General features: G+C 44.5%; 14 protein-coding genes. 3 read left to right on the plus strand and 11 right to left on the minus strand.

Translation table 11 applies throughout. From position 1 onward, the window contains the following. Positions 1 to 27 precede the first annotated feature (27 nt). On the plus strand, positions 28 to 759 hold the full coding sequence (gene btsR / locus OCV19_RS13490) for a two-component system response regulator BtsR (protein ID WP_017059347.1): 732 nt from the start codon (positions 28 to 30) through the stop codon (positions 757 to 759). Between the two features lie 156 nt (positions 760 to 915). On the opposite strand, the gene ispH is transcribed toward btsR, so the two are convergent. The 6 genes from ispH to murJ all read right to left on the minus strand — a co-directional run bounded on the left by ispH (position 916) and on the right by murJ (position 8,758). Continuing rightward, on the minus strand, positions 916 to 1,872 hold the full coding sequence (gene ispH, locus OCV19_RS13495) for a 4-hydroxy-3-methylbut-2-enyl diphosphate reductase (RefSeq protein WP_029235087.1): 957 nt from the start codon (positions 1,870 to 1,872) through the stop codon (positions 916 to 918). A gap of 156 nt (positions 1,873 to 2,028) precedes the next feature. Beyond that, the gene (gene fkpB, locus OCV19_RS13500; protein WP_017062866.1) at positions 2,029 to 2,460 is read right to left on the minus strand and encodes an FKBP-type peptidyl-prolyl cis-trans isomerase; all 432 of its coding nucleotides are present in this window, start codon (positions 2,458 to 2,460) and stop codon (positions 2,029 to 2,031) included. A 149-nt stretch (positions 2,461 to 2,609) separates the two neighbouring features. After that, the gene (gene lspA / locus OCV19_RS13505; protein ID WP_004739521.1) at positions 2,610 to 3,110 is read right to left on the minus strand and encodes a signal peptidase II; all 501 of its coding nucleotides are present in this window, start codon (positions 3,108 to 3,110) and stop codon (positions 2,610 to 2,612) included. Between the two features lie 157 nt (positions 3,111 to 3,267). After that, positions 3,268 to 6,126: an isoleucine--tRNA ligase gene (gene ileS / locus OCV19_RS13510; RefSeq protein WP_065676737.1), complete on the minus strand. Its 2,859-nt coding sequence runs from the start codon at positions 6,124 to 6,126 to the stop codon at positions 3,268 to 3,270. Positions 6,127 to 6,189: 63 nt separating this feature from the next. After that, positions 6,190 to 7,125: a bifunctional riboflavin kinase/FAD synthetase gene (gene ribF / locus OCV19_RS13515; RefSeq protein ID WP_017088634.1), complete on the minus strand. Its 936-nt coding sequence runs from the start codon at positions 7,123 to 7,125 to the stop codon at positions 6,190 to 6,192. 70 nt (positions 7,126 to 7,195) lie between these two features. Continuing rightward, on the minus strand, positions 7,196 to 8,758 hold the full coding sequence (gene murJ / locus OCV19_RS13520; protein ID WP_065676753.1) for a murein biosynthesis integral membrane protein MurJ: 1,563 nt from the start codon (positions 8,756 to 8,758) through the stop codon (positions 7,196 to 7,198). A gap of 251 nt (positions 8,759 to 9,009) precedes the next feature. Here murJ and rpsT point away from each other — a divergent pair, with 251 nt between their 5' ends. Continuing rightward, the gene (rpsT, locus tag OCV19_RS13525) at positions 9,010 to 9,270 is read left to right on the plus strand and encodes a 30S ribosomal protein S20 (protein WP_004739529.1); all 261 of its coding nucleotides are present in this window, start codon (positions 9,010 to 9,012) and stop codon (positions 9,268 to 9,270) included. A 320-nt stretch (positions 9,271 to 9,590) separates the two neighbouring features. Here the strand turns inward: rpsT and OCV19_RS13530 are convergent, their stop codons facing one another. Continuing rightward, complete coding sequence (locus tag OCV19_RS13530; protein WP_004735028.1) at positions 9,591 to 9,884, minus strand: ArsR/SmtB family transcription factor; 294 nt, start codon at positions 9,882 to 9,884, stop codon at positions 9,591 to 9,593. 100 nt (positions 9,885 to 9,984) lie between these two features. Then, positions 9,985 to 10,875 (minus strand): transcriptional activator NhaR, encoded by an 891-nt coding sequence (nhaR, locus tag OCV19_RS13535; protein ID WP_048615016.1) that lies wholly within the window; start codon positions 10,873 to 10,875, stop codon positions 9,985 to 9,987. Between the two features lie 388 nt (positions 10,876 to 11,263). On the opposite strand from nhaR, the gene OCV19_RS13540 reads away from it, so the two are divergent. Then, positions 11,264 to 12,409: a Na/Pi symporter gene (locus OCV19_RS13540; RefSeq protein ID WP_017059340.1), complete on the plus strand. Its 1,146-nt coding sequence runs from the start codon at positions 11,264 to 11,266 to the stop codon at positions 12,407 to 12,409. A gap of 429 nt (positions 12,410 to 12,838) precedes the next feature. Here the strand turns inward: OCV19_RS13540 and OCV19_RS13545 are convergent, their stop codons facing one another. The 3 genes from OCV19_RS13545 to OCV19_RS13555 are packed head-to-tail and all read right to left on the minus strand — an operon-like array spanning position 12,839 to position 15,370. Then, positions 12,839 to 13,690 (minus strand): thymidylate synthase, encoded by an 852-nt coding sequence (locus OCV19_RS13545; RefSeq protein WP_017056122.1) that lies wholly within the window; start codon positions 13,688 to 13,690, stop codon positions 12,839 to 12,841. Between the two features lie 9 nt (positions 13,691 to 13,699). Continuing rightward, positions 13,700 to 14,521, minus strand: a complete 822-nt coding sequence (gene lgt / locus OCV19_RS13550; RefSeq protein ID WP_017059338.1) for a prolipoprotein diacylglyceryl transferase — start codon at positions 14,519 to 14,521, stop codon at positions 13,700 to 13,702. Between the two features lie 57 nt (positions 14,522 to 14,578). Next, a complete protein-coding gene (locus tag OCV19_RS13555; RefSeq protein WP_065676736.1) occupies positions 14,579 to 15,370 on the minus strand; it encodes a sulfite exporter TauE/SafE family protein in 792 nt (263 codons plus the stop codon). Positions 15,371 to 15,378: the final 8 nt, after the last annotated feature.

Raw genomic sequence — 15,378 nt, forward strand, 5'->3', positions numbered from 1 at the left:
GGATAGAACCAAGATGAAGATTGTAGGATGTTAAAAGCATTAGTTGTCGATGATGAACTTTTTGCTCGCGAAGAGCTGATTGAGCTGCTGACCGAAACCGGAGAAGTGGAAATCATAGGCCAAGCGAGTAACGCGATCGAAGGACTGAAACAGATCAACCTACTCAAGCCTGATGTCGTGTATTTGGATATCCAAATGCCGCAGGTTACCGGGATTGAGCTGTTAAGCATGCTTGACCCAGATACCATGCCTTACGTGGTATTCGTCACCGCCTACGACCAATATGCGATTCAAGCCTTTGAAGATAACGCTTTTGATTACCTGCTTAAGCCAGTCGAGCCTTGTCGATTAAACAAGAGCGTTTGCCGCCTGAATAAGGTCATCAAACAAAATCAGAAAGCGCCAGCACAAGACATCTCTGCGATTGCTCCCTGTCACTTAGAGCAGATTCCATGTATTGGTCATAACCGCATTGTGATCATGGCAAGCCAAACGGTCGAGTGCGCCTATTCCGATATCAGTGGGGTGCATGTACGTAGCTCATCGCAAACCGCGACTTCACAGTTAACGCTAAAGATCTTAGAAGAAAAAACCGATTTGATCCGCTGTCATCGCCAGTATTTGATCAACATAAAATCGATCCAAGAGATCAAATTGCTAGAGAATGGATTAGCGGAGATCATTACCCTGACTGGCTTTGAAGTGCCTGTCAGTCGTCGTTACTTAAAGACTTTAAAAGAACAGCTCGGTCTCCAGTAACGCGTTAGAAGTTAGACGCCTTGTTCCAAAGCACGATCAAAAAAGCCAACGTATCAACGTTGGCTTCCTGCTGTTTACAAATCAATAGTGTTTACAAATCGATAGTGTTACGAATCGCTAATATCACGAATCGATGGTGTCACCAGTCAATAGAGATCAGTCGACTTGCTTAATCTGCAGCTCTTTAGGTACTTCGAAGAACATGTTCTCTTCGCGACCTTGAATCTCTTCAACGTCAGTCGCACCTAGCTCACGAATACGATCTAGAATTTGGTTTACCAGCTCTTCAGGAGCAGAAGCACCGGCTGTTACACCGATTTTCTTTTTACCTTCAACCCACTCGGTTTGAATGTCTTCAGGGCAGTCTGTTAGATAACCTGGCGTGCCTAGCTTCTCAGCCAGCTCTTTTAGACGAGTTGAGTTAGATGAGTTCTTAGAACCAACCACAATCACTACATCAACGTCATTCGCCATCTCACGCACTGCGTCTTGACGGTTTTGAGTTGCGTAGCAAATGTCGTCTTTGCGTGGGCCTTGGATCTCAGGGAACACTCGACGTAGCTCTTCAATCACATCAGCAGTTTCATCTACTGATAGCGTAGTTTGGCTAACGTAGTGCAGGTTACTCGGGTCGTTCACCACGAGGTTCTGTACGTCCTCTGGTCTTTCAACCAAGTACATACCACCAGTTTGGCTCGCGTACTGACCCATAGTGCCTTCCACTTCAGGGTGACCTGCGTGGCCAATCAGTACCACTTCCATATGTTTGCGGCTCGCACGAGCAACCTCCATATGAACTTTAGTCACCAAAGGACACGTCGCATCAAATACCGTTAACTCACGCTCTTTCGCTTCTTTACGAACCGCTTGAGAAACACCGTGAGCCGAAAAGATCACGATGTTGTCGTCTGGCACCTCACTCAGTTCTTCGACAAAAATAGCACCACGCTGCTTGAGCCCCTCAACAACAAAGCGGTTGTGTACCACTTCATGGCGAACATAGATCGGTGGCTGATACATTTCGAGTGCACGCTCTACGATGCTGATCGCACGATCCACACCGGCACAAAAGCCACGAGGGTTAGCTAACATTATTTTCATTTCATTGCTCATCATTTACCGCGGTACTAAGGTTGTTTCTATAGAGTTCGCCGTCAGCGAGGTTCGCATTCTACAGTGAAGCGTCTAGACAGTGAAGCTCTGGGTGAGATCACAGCTGTAAGGCTATCTTATTCTAGCGTGACGACAGCGATTCTAACGTTAAGAGAGTTATTCTACCGTTAAGATATTGACGTCAAAGGTAACATCTTGACCAGCGAGTGGGTGATTAAAATCAACCGTCACTGAATCACCTGCGATCTCAGTAATAATACCTGGAATTTCCATACCGTCAGGACCAGAGAATGCCATGATAGTGCCCACTTCAACTTCAGAGTCGCCAACAAACTTAGCACGATCCATATAGTGAATATGATCTGGGTTTGGCATACCAAACGCGTCTTCCGCTTTCAGTTCGATAGACTTTTCAGTGCCGGCTTCAAGTCCAAGTAAGCACGCTTCAAAGTTCTCACTTAGGCTGCCATCGCCCATGACGAACTTCGCTGGTTTGCCCATGTTCTCCGTACTATCGGCAACTGAACCATCCTTCATTTTAATCGTAAAATGTAGAGTTACTGCTGAATCATTTTTAATTGCTGCCACGTTACTTTCCTTAGATTTCTTTATTATTTGAGGATGAGCTATGCTTTGCTTCCTTGTTGACTGAAGCATAAAAAAAAGCGCCGTCGGAATCAACCGACAGCGCTTAGGGCTATTCTATTCTGTGAGTCATAGACTGACTTTGAGGCAAGCTATTTGCTTTCGTCTTTCTTACGGAAACCATCTAAGATGATCATCGCAGCACCGATACAGATTCCCATATCCGCTAAGTTAAATGCAGGCCAGTGGTAAGTGCCCCAGTAGAAGTCTAAGTAATCGACAACAAAGCCGTGTACGACTCGGTCAAACACATTACCTACCGCGCCACCAATGATGATCGCATAAGCAATGTTATTCCACTTCTCTGTTGCTGGTAGTTTGCTCATCCAGTACGTCAGCATACCTGTTACCGCAAATGCGATACCCGTAAATAACCAACGCTGCCAACCACTTTGATCACTCAAGAAGCTAAACGCTGCACCGTAGTTATGCACGTACAGAAAGTTAAAGAATGGCAGCACCTCAATACGGTTTGCCCAACCATAACCCATGTTGTCCATGACAAAGAGTTTAATGCCGATATCAGCCAAGAAGACCAATAGAGCCAGCCATAACCAACGTACACCAGATTGTTTTAACGAAACTTCACTCATTTCTATTCCTAGTATTTACGAAGTTGGTATTCATTGTTAGTCACTTTAAGTGACCTTGATTACCAACTTGGTTAAACACATTTCCTATAACTAAAAATAACCCCAGTTGATACTGGGGCTATGATTTTTACAAAAAGTTCAGTCTTTCTCTGAGTCGTTATGCGAACTTGCGCACTTCGCCTTCACCGTCGATGTTCGACACACAACGACCACAAATTTTCTCGTGACCTTCAATTGTGCCTACATCTGGAGTGTGGTGCCAGCAACGGTCACACTTCTCAGCTTCAGTTGCTGCAACTTCAACGTATAGACCTTCAACGTCTGTCGCTTGAGCTGTATCAGACTTCTCGCTCAGTGGCTTAACAACAGCTGCAGAAGTGATAAGTACGAAACGTAGCTCATCTTCTAGCTTATTGATTTTAGCCGCTAGTGCATCGTCAGCGTATAGAGTAACTTCAGCTTGCAGTGCACCACCGATCGTTTTCTCTTTACGAGCATCTTCAAGAAGCTTGTTCACTGCACCACGAACAGACTGGATCTCAGTCCAGAATTCGTTGCTTAGCTCTTCGCCTTCAGCAAGACCAAATAGACCTTCGAACCACTCACCTGTGAATACGAACGTGTCGCGCTCACCCGGCATTTCATTCCAGATTTCATCTGCAGTGAACGACATGATAGGTGCCATCCAACGAACTAGAGCTTCTACGATGTAGTAAAGCGCCGTTTGACAGCTACGTTGAGCATGGCTGCCCTGCTTCGCTGTGTACTGACGGTCTTTAATTACGTCTAGGTAGAAAGAACCCATTTCGATAGAACAGAACTGCATTAGACGTTGAGTCACACCGTGAGTGTTGTACTCGCCGTATGCTTTAATAATCTCTTCTTGTGCAGCTTGAGCACGGCCAACAGCCCAGCGATCAAGTGCAACCATCTCTTCAGCAGGAACTAGGTCAGTTTCAGGGTTGAAACCGTTCAAGTTCGCTAGGAAGAAACGCGCTGTGTTACGAATACGACGGTAAGCATCCGCTGAACGCTTCAGGATTTCATCAGAAACCGCAACTTCACCCGTGTAGTCTGTAGAAGCAACCCATAGACGCAGGATATCTGCACCTAGCTTGTTAGTTACGTCTTTAGGAGCAACAACGTTACCGATAGATTTAGACATCTTACGGCCGTTACCATCAACCACGAAACCGTGTGTTAGTACTTGCTTGTACGGTGCTTCGTCTTTCATCGCGATAGATGAAATTAGAGAAGACTGGAACCAGCCACGGTGTTGGTCTGAACCTTCAAGGTAAAGATCAGCACTGTGAGTACGCTCTTCGTTCGGGAAGTTGTACTCTTCACGAGAATCAACAACAGAGAAGTGCGTAACACCTGAGTCGAACCATACGTCTAGCGTATCCATTACTTTTTCGTACTTATCAGCGTCTTCTGCGCCCATAAGTTCAGCAGCGTCTACATCCCACCAAGCTTGAATGCCTTTCTCTTCAACTAGCTTCGCTACTTTTTCAATAAGTGCAGGGCTTTCTGGGTGAAGTTCTGCTGTTTCTTTATGAACGAACAGAGCAATTGGCACACCCCAAGTACGTTGACGAGAAATACACCACTCAGGGCGACCTTCAACCATGCCTTCGATACGGCTTTGACCCCATTCAGGCAACCACTCAACACTCTTGATTGACTCTAGTGCTTTAGCACGTAGGCCAGCTTGATCCATAGAGATGAACCATTGTGGTGTTGCGCGGAAGATGATTGGAGTTTTGTGTCTCCAACAGTGTGGGTAGCTGTGCTCGTAAGCGTGGTGATGTAGAAGTGCACCTTTCTCTTTTAGAACTTCTAAAACAGAGTCGTTCGCTTTGAATACGTGCTGACCGGCAAATAGCTCAGTATCTGGCAGGTAAACGCCGTTTGAACCAACTGGGTTAGCGATTTCTAGGTTGTACTTTTTACCAACCACGAAATCCTCTTGACCGTGGCCAGGCGCAGTGTGAACCACACCAGTACCTGAATCCGTTGTAACGTGGTCACCAAGAACAGCAGGAACAGTAAAGTCGTAGAACGGGTGGTTGAACTGAGAAAGCTCAAGATCAGCACCTGTAGCAAAACCAAGGTTGTGGAAGTGCTCGATACCTGCACGATCCATTACGTCTTTTGCTAGTTCAGAAGCAACAACGATACGTTGAGCAGGCTGGTCGCCATTCGCTTCAACTTGGATAAGCACGTATTCAAGATCATCACGTAGACATACTGCGCGGTTAGCTGGCAGAGTCCATGGTGTTGTCGTCCAGATAACGATAGAAATTTCGCCTTGACCCGCATGACCTTCAGCTAGAGTGAATTTCTCTAGAAGCGCCGCTTCGTCAGCTGCTGTAAATTTCACATCGATAGATGGAGAAACTTTATCTTTGTATTCAACTTCAGCTTCAGCCAGAGCAGAACCACAGTCAGTGCACCAGTGAACAGGCTTGAAACCTTTAAGAAGGTGACCTTTATCTGCGATTTTGCCAAGAGAACGAATGATGTTCGCTTCAGTGCCGAAATCCATAGTGCGGTAAGGTTTGTCCCACTCGCCCATGATGCCAAGACGTTTGAAGCTCTCTTTCTGACCTTCAACTTGACCCGCAGCGTACTTACGACACTCTTCGCGGAATTCAGCAGCCGAAATCTTCTGACCAGGCTTACCTTTCTTCTTCTCAACCATTAGCTCGATTGGAAGACCGTGACAGTCCCAACCAGGGATGTACGGTGCATCAAAACCAGAAAGGGTCTTAGATTTGATAATAATGTCTTTAAGAATCTTATTCAGCGCGTGGCCAATGTGAATGTCGCCGTTCGCGTATGGAGGGCCATCATGCAGTACGAAAGATTTTTTACCTTTCTTTGCCTTACGGATTTCGCCGTAAAGATCTTCTTTGTACCAACGCTTCAGCATTTCTGGCTCACGATTTGCCAGATTGCCGCGCATTGGGAACCCTGTTTCTGGTAAGTTCAGGGTATCTTTATAATCACTCATCGATTCTTAATTCCGTTATATTGGGCGAAGTTAGACATTATGTTAATCGGTGGAATCATCCGATTAATTCTTTAGCTGAAGCAGCCACACCCTTGCGGCTTCAGCATCCAATTCTATTTGATTCTTTAGTGCGTCGAACGATTCAAATTTTATCTCGTCGCGCAGTTTGTGCAAAAGTCGTACTTCTAACTGTTTACCATATAAATTGGCTTTAAAGTCAAAAAAATGCACTTCTAATTGCTGCCTTACCCCATTAACTGTTGGTCGTTGTCCAATATTAGCAACGCCACCGACAGGAACACCGTCGATATCCAAAGCTTCAACAACATACACTCCCGATACAGGAGAAACACAACGCTTTAATGGAATATTAGCGGTAGGGAAACCGATAGTTCTCCCTAGTTTTCGACCATGGGACACTCGACCACTAATACTGTAATCACGTCCTAACATGGTAGCACTTGCAGCCAAGTCATCGACCGCTAATGCATTTCGTATCTCAGTACTGCTTACTCGTAATTGGTTTAAGCAATAGCTTTGGGTGCTTACCACCTCAAAACCGTACTTCTCGCCCGCCTCTTTGAGCATAGCGAAATTGCCAGTGCGACCTTTACCAAAGCAAAAATCGTCACCAACCACCAAGAACTTCACACCAAGCTTATCAACCAAAAGATCCTTAATGAATGCTTCCGCGGATAAACTTGCAAAATACTGATTAAAATTAACGCACAATAAGCGACTGATATCTAGCTTGCTCAGTTGCACGTATTTATCTCGTAAGCGAGTTAAACGTGCTGGCGCTTTATCTCGGGCAAACAGCTCCATAGGCTGCGGCTCAAACGTCATAACAACAGAAGGTAGCCCTAATGCTGCAGCTTGTTTAGAAACCTGACTCAGAACCTCTTGATGTCCTAAATGAACACCATCGAAGTTACCTATGGTTAATACACAGCCATGATGCTGCGCTTTAATATTGTGTATACCTCGGATCAGTTCCATTATGATCAGCTAAAACCTGTTATTTGCATCATTTATTGTGTGAAACCGACGGATTATATACTAATCAGTATTAATCTGTCGCTGCTTTTAAATGTTTTACTCGGATACCTAAAATCAGTACCGAAACAATATAAACAAAGCCACCAAGTCCAATCAAGCCTGTTAATGTCAGCGCTCTCTGACTGAAGCTCCATTCAAGCCAATGTTGCATATTATCCAGCTGCCATAAAATAGCCGCTACCATCACCACACCTGAGATAATCAATTTGGCACTAAACAACAAGGTTGTCTTAGTTAATTGATACACACCCGCAAGGTGTAATCCACGATATAACAATGCCATATTCACAAAGGCAGACAGTGCCGTCGCTATCGCCAAACCCACATAACCATAGAAATAAGCAAAGATCGCGTTAAACACCATATTGGTCACCATAGCGATAATGCCGTACTTAACCGGTGTTTTGGTATCTTGGCGAGAGTAATAGCCCGGAGCTAAAACTTTAATCAGCATGAAATTAAGCAAGCCTGACGCGTAAGCCACCAATGACATCGATGCCTGCTGTACATCATGTGGAGAAAACTCACCGCGCATGAATAACACCATCAGCATTGGTTTAGCTAAAACGATAAGACCTAACATCGCAGGAATACCAAGCAGCAACACCATGCGTACGCCCCAATCCATAGTATGCGCGAACCCTTCCCCTTGAGCATCTACGTGTTTACGAGATAAAGCAGGAAGAATCACGGTCGCAATCGCGATACCGAATAAACCGAGAGGAAATTCAAGCAGTCGGTCTGAGTAGTACAACCAACTGATAGAGCCTGTTGCGAGGAAGCTGGCAATAAAGGTATCAAACAATAAGTTGATTTGACTGACCGATACACCGAACAAAGCAGGGATCATTAATGTGCGGATCTTAACCACGCCCGGATCTCTCCAGCCCCATTTCGGCTTAACTAACACGCCCGCTTTGATCAAGAAAGGCATTTGGAAAAGGAATTGGACTAAGCCGCCAAGAAACACACCAATGGCTAAACCAATTTCTGGTTGTTCTAAATTAGGAGAGATAAACCACGCAGCGCCTATGATCATCACGTTCAAGAACACAGGCGTAAAAGAAGAGACCGCAAACTTACCTAATGTATTAAGAATGGCCCCAGATAAAGCAACGAAGGTGATAAACCATAAATAAGGAAAGGTAATCTTGAGCATAAAGCTCGCTAGCTCAAATTTGGGTGCTGATGGGCCATCATTTAGCCAGTCGATAAACCAACCCGCACCAAACATCGCGGTGATCACTCCAGAGCCCAATACCCCGACAATGGTGACAATAGAAACTAAAACCCCGAGCGTACCCGACACCTTAGCAATTAAATCTCGTGTCTTATCTTTATCGCCTGCGGCGTGATATTCCGTTAATACAGGAACAAACGCTTGAGAAAACGCACCTTCTGCAAAAAGTCGACGTAAGAAATTAGGAATTTTATTAGCGAAGAAAAATACATCGGCACTCGCTCCTGCCCCCATCAAATTTGCTACTACTACATCACGTACTAGCCCCAACACACGGGAAACAAAAGTCATTGCGCTGACAATCAGCCCTGACTTTAATAGTCGTTTACTCACAGAAACCTCTGACACTGGTTGATTACTTTCAAGCGAGGATAAATACTATCCTGTCCTAAGAAGCATATTTATTAGCATTGGTCTAAAAATGCTGTTAGAATCCCCGCCATCTTAACCGCGATGACCTTTCCATACCAAAGTTTGTTTGGCTACGATTGGTTTTTGCACAAATCATTTGACAATTAAGCGCTAATGAGGGATAGTCCTCGCCCTTAAATTGTCACCGAACTAAGTTTTTGGGAGTTAGACCCTTGGCAAACAGTAAATCTGCTAAGAAGCGCGCTATCCAAGCTGAGAAACGTCGCCAGCACAATGCTAGCCGTCGTTCTATGATGCGCACTTACATGAAAAAGACTATCGCAGCTATCGCAGCTGGTGATAAAGAAGCTGCAACTGCTGCTCTTGTAGAAGTTACACCACTTCTTGACCGTATGGCGACTAAAGGCCTTATTCATAAGAATAAAGCTGCACGTCATAAGTCTCGTTTCGCTGCTGCAATCAAAGCTCTTTAATAGAAATTTGATTACAACGCAAAACGAAAAAAACCGGCCTAGGCCGGTTTTTTTATATTTAAATTTTGAGTAACGCTTTTATTTTACGTGCTAACAGCCGTTTTTCTGACCGATAAAAAATTTAGCAGATAGATAAAACAAACAATCAGGAAAATAAATAGAGAAGCAAATTGGTACGTAGATAGGTAGATAAGTAGGTAGGAAAGTAGGAAAGTAGGAAAGTAGGAAAGTAGGAAAACATTAACGTTCAATGTGAAATACTAACACTTCCTTGTGTCATTCTATCGCTGATAAGAAATCCCCCTCCCACCAGCAATAAGCTACTTGCAGTAAATACCATGCAGTAGGTTAATCATCGCTTTTACTTCTTCACTACTCAATGTGTAATACACAGTTTGAGCTTCTTTGCGAGTTTCGACCAAACCATCTCTTCTCAACCAAGCAAGATGTTGAGATAAAGCAGACTGACTCAGTTCCAACTTGCCACACAACTCCCCAACCGACAGTTCAGTACCATGTAATAGGCACAAAATCTGTAAGCGACGCTCGTTAGCCATGGCTTTAAGTAGAATCACAGCTTGTGCTGAGTTCTTCTCCATCTCTTTTAAGTTCATAGTTTGGCTCCCTACAACCTTTACGCCAACTACGGGCTATCAGTATTTCCGGCATATGGTGGAACTATGATAATCGATATCAATTCATTAACAAACTAACTCATTCGAACAATTTGCTAAAATCTGCGTCACATACGTTTTTTACTGCTGGATGTTGGATCATCCTCTCAGCAAATATGACGTAGTACTCCTCTTTTAACTCTTCAATACCGCCTAATAGTTGCAGTGATGTGTCTTCTTCAACTTCAGACATATAAAGCGTCGGTGCTAAGAATATCGCGTCATGATGGTAACGAGCAAAAGCCTTCATCAATGCGGCATCATCAAACTCACCTAAAATATCAGGCTTTAGCCCTTGTCTATCAAACCATTGCAGCACTTTACGCCCCATTGAGGTTCGGCTACCAGGGATCAAAAGCTTTCTTTGCTCCAATACAGCAGGGAAATTAACACCTTCAACCTGACCTGAACTAAAAAAGCTCATTCCACTCTCACCCAACTTTTTACTGAACAGGCCCGGGCTTTGACTAGAGTCCACCGGACAGTCAGACAAAATCATATCGAGCTTATGTTGAGATAGTTGCTCAAGTAGCATTTCATGGGTCGATTCAAAACAGCGCAAGTGAATGCTGTTATCTGGAGGAATGGTCGACATCAGTATCTTACTGACGAGTCTTTTAGAGAGCGCATCCGCGACGCCAACATCAAACAGAATATTGGAGTGCTGGCTGTAATTCACGATATCCAGCATCTCGTAACTCAGGCCAAACATACGATCGGCATATTTAAAGACCAGTTGCCCAAGCTCTGTAGGCTCCACACTTCGGCCATTACGCTTGGTCAACTTGCCATCCATGCGCTCTTCCAAGGCTTTTATCTGCCCCGTTACCGTTTGTGGTGTTAGAAATAGGGCTTCTGCAGCTTTAGTAACAGAGCCTTGCTTGCAAACCATCCAGAAGTAATACAGATGGTTGTAGTTGAGATGCGACATAGATGTGCCGTAATAAAAGAGTAGATACCCTTTTATATCAAATATGACACCGCCACTCAACAAACTCGGAAAAACCTAACAAAATATGCATTTATCACTTATTTTTTCGAAGTGTCTGATTTCATAATGTAATATTTCAGCGATTATTTTCAATTTTTTTCTAACTTTTAAGATCTATATCACCTATAGAGTTACCATTAAAAATCAAACAAAAACAAAAAGTTAAAACAACCACATTAGCTATGAGAATATTTAAAGAGTAAATCATCACAAAAAAGTCCGACCTAAACCAAAATGTAATATTACTGAAATATTTCCCCTCTAACATCACGCTCAGATTAAACAAACAGACCAAACACAGACTTAAACGGTCCAATGGAGAAAACATATGAACCAAGCTACTACTGCAGCAGCGCCTATCTCGAGCACTACTCGTTGGCTACGCTGGGCTAACTTGGCATTCATGCTTTACCTACTATTACTTTCAGTTTCAATGGTTGGTACAGGCTTCAAATGGGCAACAGGCGAGCAAGCAAAGGTTCTTTTCGAATTTGCTTCACACCCAGTTGCAGGCTTAATGATTGGTTTAGTAGCAACAGCGCTTATTCAATCATCAAGTACAGTTACTTCAATTATCGTTGGCCTTGTGGCAGGTGGTTTACCTGTTGAGCTAGCAATTCCTATGATCATGGGTGCTAACATTGGTACTACGGTAACCAATACGCTAGTTAGCCTTGGTCACGTTCGTTGTAAAGAAGAGTTCAAACGTGCATTCGCAAGTGCGACAATCCACGACTTCTTTAACCTATTAGCCGTTGCTATCTTCCTACCACTAGAGATGGCGTTTGGTATTCTAGAGAAGATTTCTCACTGGTTGGTATCTCCGATGTTAGCAACAGGTGATATGAGCATGGGTGGTCTTAACTTCATCAAGCCAATCACTAAACCAGTAGTAAGTGCGATTAAAGAGCCTCTATCAACATTTGGCGACACTGTTGGCGGTATCATGCTTATCGCTCTAGGTATCGCAACTATCTTCGTAGCTATCACTGTAATGGGTAAGCTGATGAAGAGCCTAATGGTTGGTCGTGCTCGTGAGATTCTAAAGAACGCAATCGGTCGTGGTCCAATCCACGGTATCGCTTCTGGCTCTATCGTGACTATCCTTGTTCAGTCTTCTTCTACGACAACAAGCTTGATGGTTCCACTAGTAGGTTCAGGTGTTCTTAAAGTACGTGACGTTTACCCATTCACTCTGGGTGCAAACATCGGTACATGTATTACGGCTCTACTTGCAGCAACAGCAGTATCTGGTGAGTTCGCAGTATTCGCACTACAGATTGCTCTAGTACACTTGGTGTTCAACATCATGTCAACGGTATTCATCTTCGGTATCCCGTTCCTACGTGAACTTCCAGTTAAAGCGGCAGACATGATTTCAGACATGGCTGTGAAGAACAAAGCTGTAGTGGCTGGTTACCTTGTTGCGGTATTCCTTGTACTGCCTGGTAGCGTGTTAGCGCTTACCGCTTAATAGCAAAATAAACATCGCTTATAGCAAAGCCCGCTACCTCCTAGGTTGCGGGCTTTTTCTTTTTAAGAGCAGTACGGGATGCGAGTGAACGAGTAACGAGAGCAAAAGCAGATACGAGATTCGGGTAAACGAGTAACGAAAAGCGACTTCCTCTCATTAGCTGCGTTTCTATATATCGTATCTTACTGACTCAAATCTAAAAACGCTCTTCGTATCTCGCATCTCGTCTACTCGTATCTAAACACCCGTCATTCCCTACAGCGAGGCACGAGCGTGATAGGGAATCTACCTAGTGCACAACGCCCAGAGATTCCCTACTCCTTCCTTCGTCAGTCTAGGGAATGACGAATCTCGATTACTCGTCACTGTAACTTAGATACAAAAAAGGCTGCACAGAGGCAGCCTTTCAATCAAACAAAGCGAGTGAGATTAAACCGAGAATGGGTACTTAATCGCTTCGTGGCATTCGTAACCTTCAACCCAGAAGTCATCCATCGTTACCCACGTTTCCAGATCTTCTAGAGACTTAATCTCAGGATTGATGTGGAATGTTGGGCCAGCTAACGGCTCACGCTTTAACTGGATATCACGCATAGGTGCAAGTTGATCTTCGTAGATATGAGCATTCACAAGCTTATGGTAAGCCACGCCAGCTTTCTTGCCCGTGATTTGCGCCATGATAGCTAGGAAGACGTACACTTGAACCATGTTGAAGTTCAGGCCTAGTGGTACATCGCAAGAGCGCTGAGTGCTGTTTAGGTACAGAGTATCACCAAGTAGAGAGAAGTGATGGCTGTACATACACGGACGCAAACAACCCATGTGGAACTCACCTGGGTTATAGAAGTTTAAGATCTCGCCACGGTCATCAATACCGTTCGTTAGATCATCAACAATCTTCTTCAATTGGTCGATATGACCGCCGTCAGGTTTTGCCCATGCACGTCCTTGAACGCCATAAACACGGCCCATGTCATCTTCACCCTTGCGGTAAGGGTTATTCAGCCATGCTTCGTTCAGGTTCGAGTTCGCATCCCAAGTTTTAGTTCCTAGTTTACGAAAATCTTCAGCATTGTCGTAACCACGGATATAACCAAGCAGTTCAGCTACTGCGGCTTTCCAAAAGCTCTTACGCGTTGTTACCAGTGGGAATTGGTTATTACCAACATCATATTCAAGGTCAGCATTGATCACGGTTAGGCAGCGCTTGCCCGTGCGTTCATTTTCAATCCAAGTACCGTCATCAACGATACGCTGACAGAGATCTAAATACTGTTTCACACCAATTCCTTACTTCGTTTGTTGTGGTAATTCGTCTTTGTAGTGACCACGCTTGTATGCCCACACCATCATCAGCACACCGATGATAACCATTGGCAGTGACAAAATTTGTCCCATAGAGATAAATCCACCGAACAAACCTAGGTGAGCATCAGGTTCACGTACGTATTCTACTAAGAAGCGGAATGTACCATATCCAGCTAGGAATAACCCTGATACAGAACCAAGAGGACGCGGCTTTTTGATAAACCAGTTCAAGATGAAGAACAGCACAATACCTTCAAGCGCCATCTCGTAAAGTTGAGATGGGTGACGAGGAAGTGGACCACCGTTAGGGAACACAATCGCCCATGGCACATCAGTCACACGGCCCCAAAGCTCGCTGTTCATGAAGTTACCTAAGCGTCCCATGCCTAAACCAAATGGCACCAATGGTGCAATCATGTCTGCCACACCAAAGAAGGTTCGACCGTTCTTTTTGGCATACCAAAACATGGCAGTAATAACACCAAGCAAGCCACCGTGGAAAGACATACCGCCAGTCCATACCTTAAATAGGTACAGTGGGTCTGCTAGGAAAAGGTCAAAGTTGTAGAAAAGTACGTAGCCAATACGACCACCCAACACCACACCCAGAAAGCCAGCAAACAGTAAGTCTGATACTTGCTCTCGAGTCCAACCGCTACCCGGTTGATCAGCTCGGCGATTTGCTAACCAAAGAGCAAACATAAAACCGACAAGGTACATTAGGCCGTACCAACGAACTGAGATTGGTCCTAGTTCAATAAGAACAGGATCGATATTTGGGAATTCGATAAAACCCTGAGACATACTTGGCTCTCTATCTAAATTGATTAACGGTTAGCTCAATGGCTAACAGAAAAGACACTACAGCAGCATTGTGGCTGCTATAAACATTAAAAATACCGCAAAGAATTTCTTCAGCACAGGGGTTGGCAATTGAGTGGCCAGTTTCGCACCTACTCGAGTGGTCAAAACTGAGGTACAAGATATCGCGATCAAAGCCGGCAGATAAACATAACCTAAGCTATACGCAGGAAGATCATCGACAGAAGCTCCATGCCAAATGAAACCTAGCATTCCCGAAATCGCGATAACACAACCGCATACCGAAGATGAGCCGACGGCTTTACGCATTTCCACACCGTGATGGTTAAGGAAAGGTACCGATAAAGACCCACCGCCAATGCCCGCTAAGCTTGATACCAAACCAATACCGCCACCACACAACACGGTTTTAGCTGAACCTGGCATCGACTTTTGGCTCTTAGAGCGAATCGACAACAGCATTTGCAACGCCAACACCAAGACAATCACACCAAAGACTTTTGGTAGGTATTGAGCTGGAATCACATCGGCCACAAAAGAACCGAGGAAGCCACCTATCACCACACCTGGCATCAACCATTTAACGACAAACATCTCTACGTTACCCAACTTTAAATGGTTAATCGCAGACGATCCTGACGTAACTATGATGGTTGATAGCGAAGTAGCCAATGCCATTTGCATCGCAAACTCTTGAGGAATACCCGCTTTAGGAAGCAAAAACAGTAAGGCAGGAACCACCAGCAAACCACCACCAATGCCTAGCAAGCCAGCTAAAACACCAACAATAGCACCAAGGCCTGCTAACAAGCCTATCAGTTCATATGACACGTTAAATC

The organism is Vibrio celticus, assembly GCF_024347335.1.
Taxonomy (GTDB): domain Bacteria; phylum Pseudomonadota; class Gammaproteobacteria; order Enterobacterales; family Vibrionaceae; genus Vibrio; species Vibrio celticus.